At 62.1% G+C, this 8,571-nt stretch carries 10 protein-coding genes, 1 tRNA gene and 2 pseudogenes; 12 read left to right on the plus strand and 1 reads right to left on the minus strand.

Annotated elements, in window-relative coordinates; genetic code table 11:
- Positions 1-151 (plus strand): annotated as a pseudogene (locus VL202_RS26045) (IS481 family transposase); the annotation flags it as partial.
- A 43-nt stretch (positions 152-194) separates the two neighbouring features.
- Here VL202_RS26045 and VL202_RS17025 read toward each other — a convergent pair.
- Positions 195-284, minus strand: a tRNA-Ser gene (locus VL202_RS17025).
- Between the two features lie 286 nt (positions 285-570).
- On the opposite strand from VL202_RS17025, the pseudogene rplU reads away from it, so the two are divergent.
- From rplU to VL202_RS17080, 11 genes and pseudogenes are all read left to right on the plus strand, one after another.
- Positions 571-879, plus strand: a pseudogene (rplU, locus tag VL202_RS17030) (50S ribosomal protein L21); the annotation flags it as partial.
- Between the two features lie 102 nt (positions 880-981).
- The gene (gene rpmA, locus VL202_RS17035) at positions 982-1,251 is read left to right on the plus strand and encodes a 50S ribosomal protein L27 (protein WP_037096930.1); all 270 of its coding nucleotides are present in this window, start codon (positions 982-984) and stop codon (positions 1,249-1,251) included.
- Between the two features lie 127 nt (positions 1,252-1,378).
- On the plus strand, positions 1,379-2,011 hold the full coding sequence (locus VL202_RS17040; RefSeq protein ID WP_325465278.1) for a GNAT family protein: 633 nt from the start codon (positions 1,379-1,381) through the stop codon (positions 2,009-2,011).
- Positions 2,008-2,589, plus strand: a complete 582-nt coding sequence (locus VL202_RS17045) for a GNAT family N-acetyltransferase (RefSeq protein ID WP_325465279.1) — start codon at positions 2,008-2,010, stop codon at positions 2,587-2,589. The genes VL202_RS17040 and VL202_RS17045 overlap by 4 nt, the downstream gene beginning before the upstream one ends.
- Before the next feature lie 207 nt (positions 2,590-2,796).
- The gene (obgE, locus tag VL202_RS17050) at positions 2,797-3,813 is read left to right on the plus strand and encodes a GTPase ObgE (protein ID WP_325465280.1); all 1,017 of its coding nucleotides are present in this window, start codon (positions 2,797-2,799) and stop codon (positions 3,811-3,813) included.
- A 1-nt stretch (position 3,814) separates the two neighbouring features.
- Entirely contained in the window at positions 3,815-4,984 is a 1,170-nt protein-coding gene (gene proB / locus VL202_RS17055; protein WP_325465281.1) for a glutamate 5-kinase, read from the plus strand.
- The gene (locus VL202_RS17060; protein ID WP_325465282.1) at positions 4,977-6,257 is read left to right on the plus strand and encodes a glutamate-5-semialdehyde dehydrogenase; all 1,281 of its coding nucleotides are present in this window, start codon (positions 4,977-4,979) and stop codon (positions 6,255-6,257) included. Before proB ends, VL202_RS17060 begins: the two co-directional genes overlap by 8 nt.
- A gap of 37 nt (positions 6,258-6,294) precedes the next feature.
- Positions 6,295-6,885 carry a nicotinate-nucleotide adenylyltransferase gene (locus VL202_RS17065; RefSeq protein WP_325465286.1) on the plus strand — a complete coding sequence of 197 codons (591 nt, stop codon included), beginning with the start codon at positions 6,295-6,297 and terminating at the stop codon, positions 6,883-6,885.
- A gap of 81 nt (positions 6,886-6,966) precedes the next feature.
- Positions 6,967-7,416 (plus strand): ribosome silencing factor, encoded by a 450-nt coding sequence (gene rsfS / locus VL202_RS17070; protein WP_325465283.1) that lies wholly within the window; start codon positions 6,967-6,969, stop codon positions 7,414-7,416.
- 230 nt (positions 7,417-7,646) lie between these two features.
- Positions 7,647-8,129 carry a 23S rRNA (pseudouridine(1915)-N(3))-methyltransferase RlmH gene (gene rlmH / locus VL202_RS17075; protein ID WP_325465284.1) on the plus strand — a complete coding sequence of 161 codons (483 nt, stop codon included), beginning with the start codon at positions 7,647-7,649 and terminating at the stop codon, positions 8,127-8,129.
- An 83-nt stretch (positions 8,130-8,212) separates the two neighbouring features.
- Positions 8,213-8,476, plus strand: a complete 264-nt coding sequence (locus VL202_RS17080; RefSeq protein WP_325465285.1) for a hypothetical protein — start codon at positions 8,213-8,215, stop codon at positions 8,474-8,476.
- Positions 8,477-8,571: the final 95 nt, after the last annotated feature.

An 8,571-nucleotide genomic window follows, 5' to 3' on the forward strand; every position in this document is an offset into this window, starting at 1 on the left:
GGCCGGACAGAAACTCGGCATAAAAGAAGTCGACGACGGCATTTGGCTCGTCAGCTTCATGCACTATGATCTGGGATATATCGACCTGGAGCAGAGGACTTTGCAAACCATCGACAACCCGTTCGGCACGAGGTTGTCACCGATGTCTTAGGTACGACGTGTTACCTATGTCTTCGGTATGGACACATGGGTGATGGCGGAGAGGGTGGGATTTGAACCCACGATACCCTTGCAGGTATGCCGCATTTCGAGTGCGGTGCGTTCGACCACTCTGCCACCTCTCCGGATATGCTGGTCGGCGCCGTAGCGCGACGCGGTTCATAGCGGCAGTTTCCGGCAATGACAAGAGGGTACGCCAAGGAATATCGAGCTATTTCACGTCTTTCGCCTTGACAGTTTTCATACCTTCCAGTAATTCGCGCAGTCGAGGTGGTGTGGCATGCCCTCACCGCGCCGGGTTTCCATTGTGCCCGTTCACCGGCAAGATCGAAAGACCTTGTCATGTCCGACTGACCAAAAAGACGGCCTTGCCTTCGGTAAAGAGCCGGAACGAACATGAAAGGATAAAAAATGTTCGCAGTCATCAAGACCGGCGGTAAACAGTACCGCGTGGCAGCCAACGACGTTCTGACAATTGAAAAATTGGAAGGCGCCGCAGGCGACAAGATTGAATTCACCGAGATTCTGATGGTCGGCGTCGGCGCCGATGCAACCATCGGTGCTCCGTTTGTCGAAGGTGCCGTTGTCAGCGCCGAAGTTGTGGAACATGGTCGCGCCAAGAAGGTCATCGCCTTCAAGAAGCGTCGCCGCCAGAACTCGAAGCGCACCCGCGGTCACCGCCAGCACAACACGACCGTCCGCATCCTGGACATCGCTGCTGTTGCCGGCGCGAAGGCGAAGAAGGCTTCCAAGAAGTCCGACGACGCTGCCGCTGAAGCTGCAAACTGAGACAACGGATCTAAGGTTTAAAGGAGAACAACCATGGCACACAAAAAAGCTGGCGGTTCCTCGCGCAACGGTCGCGATTCGCAGTCCAAGCGCCTCGGCGTGAAGAAGTTCGGTGGCGAAGTCGTCATTCCGGGCAACATCATTCTGCGTCAGCGCGGAACCCAGTGGCATCCGGGCGCCAATGTCGGCCTCGGCAAGGACCACACCATTTTTGCACTGACGGCCGGCAATGTGAACTACCGTACGAAGGCCAATGGCCGCGTGTACGTGTCTGTAATGCCGAAAGCCGAAGCAGCGGAATAAGCCGGTAGCGCTCTTAAAACAGCCGGCGTCTCATCGACCCGGCTGACGCTTACCGTTCAGGCCAAGATCAAAAGGGGAGATGGGGCAATGCCCGATCTCCCCTTTTTCACGTCTTGGAGGACTGAACATGCAAACCGAATTGTTGAGGGAGGGCCAGTCGCCGTCTCCCCAGGAGAGGCTGAGGCCTCAACGGTCAAGGACCGATTGCCCGATATTGTTATCGCCGAGGCTCGTTCTGCGCGCGCCCCACGAAGACGATATCGACGCCCTTGCCCATCTTGCCAACAATGCCAATATCGCCACCATGGTCTCGCGCATGCCGCACCCCTATACGGTGGCCGATGCCGCGGATTTCGTACGCCGTACGAAAACGGGCGCGATTGGCAAGTGCGTCTATGCGATTACCAAAGCGGATAATGGCGCATTTCTCGGCTGCTGCGGTGTCGAGCCTCATCCCGATGGCAGGACGGCGGAACTCGGCTACTGGCTGGGCGAACCGCATTGGAACAAGGGCTATGCGACGGAAGCAGCCCAGGCGTTGACCGACATGGCGTTCCGCACCCGCGATATCGACCAGATCGATGCGCGCTGCCGGGTCATGAACGTCGCCTCGCGGCGGGTCATCCAGAAGTGCGGCTTCCAGTTCCAGGGATCGGGCATGGTCGACAGCCTGGCGCTCGGCGGCATGATGTCGGTCGAATGGTACCGGCTCGACCGCAAGACCTGGCTCTCGCTGCGCAGTTGGGGAGGTCTGCGATGACCACTCATCTTCGCGAACGGCCAAAGGCCGCCCCCCGGCCCGATCCCGGCCCCTGCCCGGCCATCGAAACCGCGCGCCTGGTTCTGCGTCCGCACCGCTTGTCGGATGCGGATGCAGTGGCGCAGTCGCTCGGGGATTATCAGGTCTCGCGCATGCTGGCGCGGGTCCCGGTTCCCTACCACCGGTCCGATGCGGTCGACTGGCTGATCCGCCAGGGCTCCGGCCTGTTTGCCGGCTGGACGCTGGCAATCACCACCGGCGATGATGTCCATATCGGCTGCATCGGCATCGAGCTTCGGCATGGTCAATGGCACGTCGGCTACTGGCTGAACCGTTTCTACTGGAACCGCGGCTATGCCACCGAAGCTGTTTATGCCGCGATCGAGCACTTCTTCCGGCGGATGCCCGGCACGACCCTGCATTCCGGCGTCTTCGTTGACAATGCGGGCTCGCTGAAGCTGCAGAAGAAGCTCGGTTTCGAGATCACCGGCTGCGCCCAGATCTACGCGCTGGCACGCAGCGGCATGGTCAGCCATATCGAGACCCGGGTCACGGCAGCCGATCTGCGCAGGCCTTGAACGGTGACGGCCGGCAACTTTTCGCCGGCCGTTTTTTTTGACGACGATTCTGCCGGTCGGAATGCCGGCGGATCAACGCAGCAAAGGCGGGCACTCCTTGGGGTGTCGCGGCTTTGGACTTCACGATAATCTTTGACCTGACAGGCAGGCGTCTATATCGATGGCGGCATAAAGGGCAGGCAAAGACACACAACAGATGGCAGTACGATGAAATTTCTCGATGAAGCAAAAGTCTATATCCGTTCAGGCGATGGCGGCGCCGGCGCGGTGTCGTTCCGGCGCGAGAAATTCATCGAGTTCGGCGGCCCGGACGGCGGCGATGGCGGCCGTGGCGGCGATGTCTGGATCGAGGCCGTCAACGGCCTCAACACCCTGATCGACTTCCGCTTCCAGCAGCATTTCAAGGGCGGCACCGGCATTCACGGCATGGGCCGCAACCGCACCGGCGCCGGCGGAAGCGACGTGACGCTCAAGGTTCCCGTCGGCACGCAAGTCTTCGAGGAAGATTCCGAAACAATGATCGTCGACATGATCGCCGAGGGCCAGCGGTTCCGCCTGGCGGCCGGCGGCAATGGCGGTTTCGGCAACACGCATTTCAAGTCGTCGACCAACCAGGCGCCGAACTGGGCCAATCCGGGCCTCGAAGGGGAAGAAAAGACCATCTGGCTGCGGCTGAAGCTGATCGCCGATGCCGGCCTGGTCGGGCTGCCGAACGCCGGTAAGTCGACTTTCCTCGCGACTGTCACCCGTGCCCGGCCGAAGATCGCCAACTACCCCTTCACGACGCTGCATCCGAACCTCGGCGTGGCGACGATCGACGGCCGCGAATTCATCCTCGCCGACATTCCGGGCCTGATCGAAGGCGCCCATGACGGTGTCGGGCTCGGCGACCGCTTCCTCGGCCATGTCGAGCGCACCCGCGTCCTTTTGCATCTCGTCTCGGCGCAGGAAGAAAACGTCGCGAAGGCCTACAAGACAGTGAAGCACGAGCTTGAAGCCTATGGCGGCGAGTTGACCGGCAAGCCTGAGATCGTCGCCTTGTCGCAGATCGATATCCTTGATCCGGCCGAATTGAAAAAGAAGCAGAAGGAACTGGCCAAGGTTTGCGGCAAGACACCGCTGCTGCTGTCGGCCGTTGTCGGCACCGGCATGACGGAGGCTCTTCGGGCCTTGCGCGATATCATCGTCGCGGCCCAGACCTACACGGGCGAAGAAGAAGACTGATATGGCTTCTGCCCGCAAACCGCTGGAAAAGTACCGCCGGATTGTGATCAAGATCGGTTCGGCCCTTTTGGTCGATCGCAAGGTCGGACTGAAGAAACAATGGCTGAACGCCATGTGCGCCGATATTGCGGCACTGAGGGCAAAAGGCGTGGACGTTCTCGTCGTCTCCTCCGGCGCTATCGCGCTTGGCCGCTCGGTGCTCGATCTCGCCCCCGGCGCGCTGAAGCTCGAGGAAAGCCAGGCGGCTGCGGCCGTCGGCCAGATCGCGCTCGCCCGTGCCTGGTCGGAAAGCCTGTCGACCGACGAGATCGTCGCCGGCCAGATCCTGCTGACGCTTGGCGATACCGAGGAACGTCGCCGTTATCTCAATGCGCGCGCGACGATCAACCAGCTTCTGAAGATGGGCGCAGTGCCGATCATCAACGAGAACGACACGGTCGCAACCAGCGAAATTCGCTATGGCGACAACGACCGCCTGGCGGCAAGGGTCGCCACCATGACAGGCGCCGACCTTTTGGTGCTGCTCTCCGATATAGACGGGCTTTATACGGCGCCGCCGCATCTCGACCCGGATGCGCGGTTTCTCGAAACCATCCTGGAAATCACGCCGCAGATCGAGGCGATGGCCGGAGGCGCCGCTTCAGAACTGTCGCGCGGCGGCATGCGCACCAAGATCGATGCCGGCAAGATCGCCACCGGCGCCGGCTGCGCCATGATCATCGCGTCGGGCAAGGTCGATCATCCCCTGCAGGCGATCGGCGAGGGCGCCCGCTCCTCCTGGTTCGCGCCCTCCGGCTCGCCGGTCACGGCGCGAAAGACCTGGATTGCCGGGCAATTGCTGCCGGCCGGCAGTCTCGCCATCGACTCAGGCGCTGAAAATGCGCTTCGGTCCGGCAAGAGCCTTTTGCCCGCCGGCGTACGCCAGGTCACCGGCTCGTTCAGCCGTGGCGACACGATTGCCATCATCGGCGCCGAGGGTCGTGAAATCGCCCGTGGTCTCGCCGGTTACGATGCCGACGAGGCCAGACAGATCGCCGGCAAGAAATCGGCGGAAATTGTCGTCATTCTCGGTTATGCCGGGCGCGCCGCCATGGTCCACCGCGACGACATGGTGATGACATCGCTGCCGAGGCGGGAGACGGATGGGTTAAGGAGCGACGCGCATGCTTGACGATGTCAGAAAGAAAGAGATCCAGGAGATCATGACCGTGATCGGCCGCCAGGCCCGCGCCGCCAGCCGACCGCTCGCCATCGCATCGGCGGAACGCAAGCACGCCGCCCTCGTCAGCATGGCCGCCGCGATCGTTGCCCGCAAGGACGATATCCTGGCCGCCAATGCGCTCGACCTGGAAAACGCCCGCGAGACCGGCGTTGCCGCCTCCTTTCTCGATCGCCTGACCCTGTCGGAAAACCGCGTGCTCGACATGGCCAATGCCATCCGCTCCATCGCGGATCTTCCCGACCCTGTCGGTCATGTCATCGCCGAATGGGACCGCCCGAACGGCCTGCATATCGAACGCGTCCGCACGCCGCTTGGCGTCATCGGCGTCATCTATGAAAGCCGCCCGAACGTGACGGCGGATGCCGGCGCTTTGTGCCTCAAGGCCGGCAATGCCGTCATCCTGCGCGGCGGCTCCGACAGCCTGTATTCATCGCAGGCTATCCATGCCTGCCTCGTGCAGGGACTGAAGGATGCCGGGCTTCCGGAGCATGCGATCCAGATGGTTCCCGTCGCTGACCGCTCGGCTGTCGGCGCCATGCTGACGGGTCTTGGCGGCTCGATCGACGTCATCGTTCCGCGCGGCGGCAAGAGCCTGGTCGCGCGCGTACAGAACGAGGCCCGCGTGCCAGTCTTTGCCCATCTCGAAGGCCTTTGCCACGTCTATGTCGACGCCTCAGCCGATCTGGAGATGGCGAAGAAAATCATCGTCAACGCCAAGATGCGCCGTACCGGTGTCTGCGGCTCGGCCGAAACCCTGCTGATCGATCGTCACGCGGCCGACAGGTTCGTGGCGCCGCTGGTGGCCGCCCTGCGCGATGCCGGCTGCGAGGTCCGCGCCAGCGAGGATGTCCGGGCGATCGTTCCCGGCCTGATCGCCGCCACGGAAGAGGACTGGGCGACGGAATATCTCGACGCGATCATTTCCGTGACGCTGGTCGACGGCATTGCTGGCGCCATCGACCATATCGCCAGCTGGTCTTCTTCACACACGGAGGCCGTCATCGCCGAGGATCCTGATGTCGTCGAGCGCTTCTTCTCGGAGGTCGATTCGGCTATCCTCTTGCACAACGCCTCCACCCAGTTTGCCGATGGCGGCGAGTTCGGCATGGGCGGAGAAATCGGCATTGCGACGGGCAAGATGCATGCGCGTGGCCCGGTCGGCGTCGAGCAGCTGACCTCCTTCAAATACAGGGTGCGCGGCACCGGTCAGGTCCGGCCATAAGGTGCATCCGGGCGACGTCGATCCCTTCTACCTGAAGATGCCCCATGTCGAGAGCGGCATGAAGGTCGGCCTGTTCGGCGGCTCCTTCAATCCGCCGCATGACGGCCATGTGCTCGTGGCCGATATCGCACTGCGCCGGCTTGGCCTTGACCAGCTCTGGTGGATGGTGACGCCCGGAAATCCGCTGAAGAGCCGCCACCAGCTTGCCCCGCTTACCGAGCGCATCGCGCTCAGCGAAGCCATCGCCGGCGATCCGCGCATCAAGGTCACCGCCTTCGAACAGTCGCTCGGCCAGAGCTATACGGCCCGCACGCTGGAGAAGATTCGAGAGAAGAACCGGGCGATCCGCTTCGTCTGGATCATGGGTGCCGACAATCTGAGGAGCTTTCACCATTGGCAGGACTGGCAGAAGATCGCCTGCACCTTCCCCATCGCCGTCATCGACCGGCCGGGTGCCACGCTCTCCTATCTCTCGTCGAAAATGGCACGGACTTTCGACTACGCACGCGTTGACGAGGACCACGCAGCCGCACTCGCCTTCCGCAAGGCGCCCGCCTGGACCTTTATCCACGGACCGCGCTCCCCCTTGAGTTCGACGGCGCTTCGCCAGAACGTGAACAATGATTAACCGTGATTTATTTCTGATGTCTTGAAACGTTAGGGCATTGATGACTACATTTGGGGCACCGGTTCGACCGACATTCGAATCGTGCAGTGCCTGTCTGTCAAACGGAAAGGAAAAACCCTGACAACAGTACAAGCCAAGGGAAATGTCACGCGCATCTTCCCTAAAAGCCCGGAACGCAGCGACGAAGCCGCTGCCCGCGCTCTTCAACTGGTCCTTGGCAGTCTCGAGGACTCGAAGGCAGAAGATATTGTCGCAATCAACATTGCCGGAAAATCGGCTCTGGGAGACTACATGGTGGTCGTCTCCGGGCGATCGAGCAGGCATGTCATGGCGATCGCCGATCACCTGATCACCGACCTCAAGGAAGGCGGTCAGGGCAATGCACGCGTCGAAGGTCTCGATACCGGCGACTGGGTGCTGATCGATGGCGGCGACATCATTGTCCACGTGTTCCGCCCGGAAATCCGCGAATTCTACAACATCGAGAAGATGTGGGCCGCGCCGGACATGGAAGACGGTACATTGCACTGAGCGTCGCGCGTCCTCGGACGCCGAGCGGGCGATGACAGCATGACGGAACCTGCCTCACGCAGGTGACACGATCTGTTTGTGCGCCTGGATCGGGCTGACGTTCCCGAACGGACGGTTTTCCCGGAGGTCGTCCATGTGTCGCGCCTCCGATGATCTCCGTCTCTGCCGGCGGACCTGACGATAAAAATGCGCTATTGCTTCCCCGAAGCAGCGAAAACGGGGTGTTGAACATGCGAGTTGGTCTTTTTGCCGTCGGGCGCCTGAAAGCGGGACCGGAGAAAGACCTCGCCGCACGTTATATCGACCGTTTCGCCAAGACCGGACCTGCCATCGGCCTTGAATTCTCGCGCGTGATCGAAGTCGCCGAAAGCCGCGCCTCCAGCGCGGATACCCGCAAACGCGAAGAAGCGGCGCTGCTGGAAAAATCCCTACCGGAGTCCAGCCTCCTCATCCTGCTCGACGAACGCGGCAAGGCGCTCGATTCCGAAGCCTTCGCGTCTCTCATCGGAAACTACCGCGACAGCGGCAAGCGCGACCTGATGGTGGCGATCGGCGGCGCCGACGGGCTGGATCCCGCGCTTCACGCCAAGGCGGACGCCGTCATCTGCCTCGGCAAGTTGACCTGGCCACACCAGCTGGTGCGCATCCTGATCGCCGAGCAACTCTACCGCGCCGTCACCATCCTGTCCGGCCATCCCTATCACCGGGTTTGAGTAGCTATATCTGGGGAGTAGCCCTCTCGGCGTGATCAGCCGTTAATCGTCCAGCCCTACCTTTTCCGACGTCACGTGTCCGGTTGCGACATCGCTGGGGCGGCACGGAGCGCGACCTTTCCTTCTGCGCCCATGCGCTTGCCGACCCGGACGCGCGGGTCGTTCTCGACGCCACCCGCGATGTGCGGTTTGCCGGCAATGCGCAGGTCAAGGGCAGTCCGCACATCCGCTTCTATGCCGGCGCGCCGCGGATCGATACCGAGACCGGCACGACGCTGGGAAACCTGTGCATCGCCGTCCTGGCGCGCTGCGAAACGCCGGCGGACCGCCAGCGTGCCTCGGCCTGACCGCGCCTTGCCCGGGGACCGCGCCGGCGCTGCCATTCGGATGCCGCAATTGCGGGCAAAGGCTGTTGGCGACACGGGCCAAATCAGCATAGGGT

The organism is Pararhizobium sp. (genome assembly GCF_035497515.1).
In the GTDB taxonomy this organism is placed as follows: domain Bacteria; phylum Pseudomonadota; class Alphaproteobacteria; order Rhizobiales; family Rhizobiaceae; genus Pararhizobium.

Excerpts from the sequence above, each read along its gene's own strand:
- rpmA (WP_037096930.1), top strand. The coding sequence starts at position 982 with ATGGCACACAAAAAAGCTGGCGGTTCCTCGCGCAACGGTCGCGATTCG.
- VL202_RS17040 (WP_325465278.1), top strand. The coding sequence starts at position 1,379 with ATGCAAACCGAATTGTTGAGGGAGGGCCAGTCGCCGTCTCCCCAGGAG.
- VL202_RS17045 (WP_325465279.1), top strand. The coding sequence starts at position 2,008 with ATGACCACTCATCTTCGCGAACGGCCAAAGGCCGCCCCCCGGCCCGAT.
- obgE (WP_325465280.1), top strand. The coding sequence starts at position 2,797 with ATGAAATTTCTCGATGAAGCAAAAGTCTATATCCGTTCAGGCGATGGC.
- proB (WP_325465281.1), top strand. The coding sequence starts at position 3,815 with ATGGCTTCTGCCCGCAAACCGCTGGAAAAGTACCGCCGGATTGTGATC.
- VL202_RS17060 (WP_325465282.1), top strand. The coding sequence starts at position 4,977 with ATGCTTGACGATGTCAGAAAGAAAGAGATCCAGGAGATCATGACCGTG.
- VL202_RS17065 (WP_325465286.1), top strand. The coding sequence starts at position 6,295 with ATGCCCCATGTCGAGAGCGGCATGAAGGTCGGCCTGTTCGGCGGCTCC.
- rlmH (WP_325465284.1), top strand. The coding sequence starts at position 7,647 with ATGCGAGTTGGTCTTTTTGCCGTCGGGCGCCTGAAAGCGGGACCGGAG.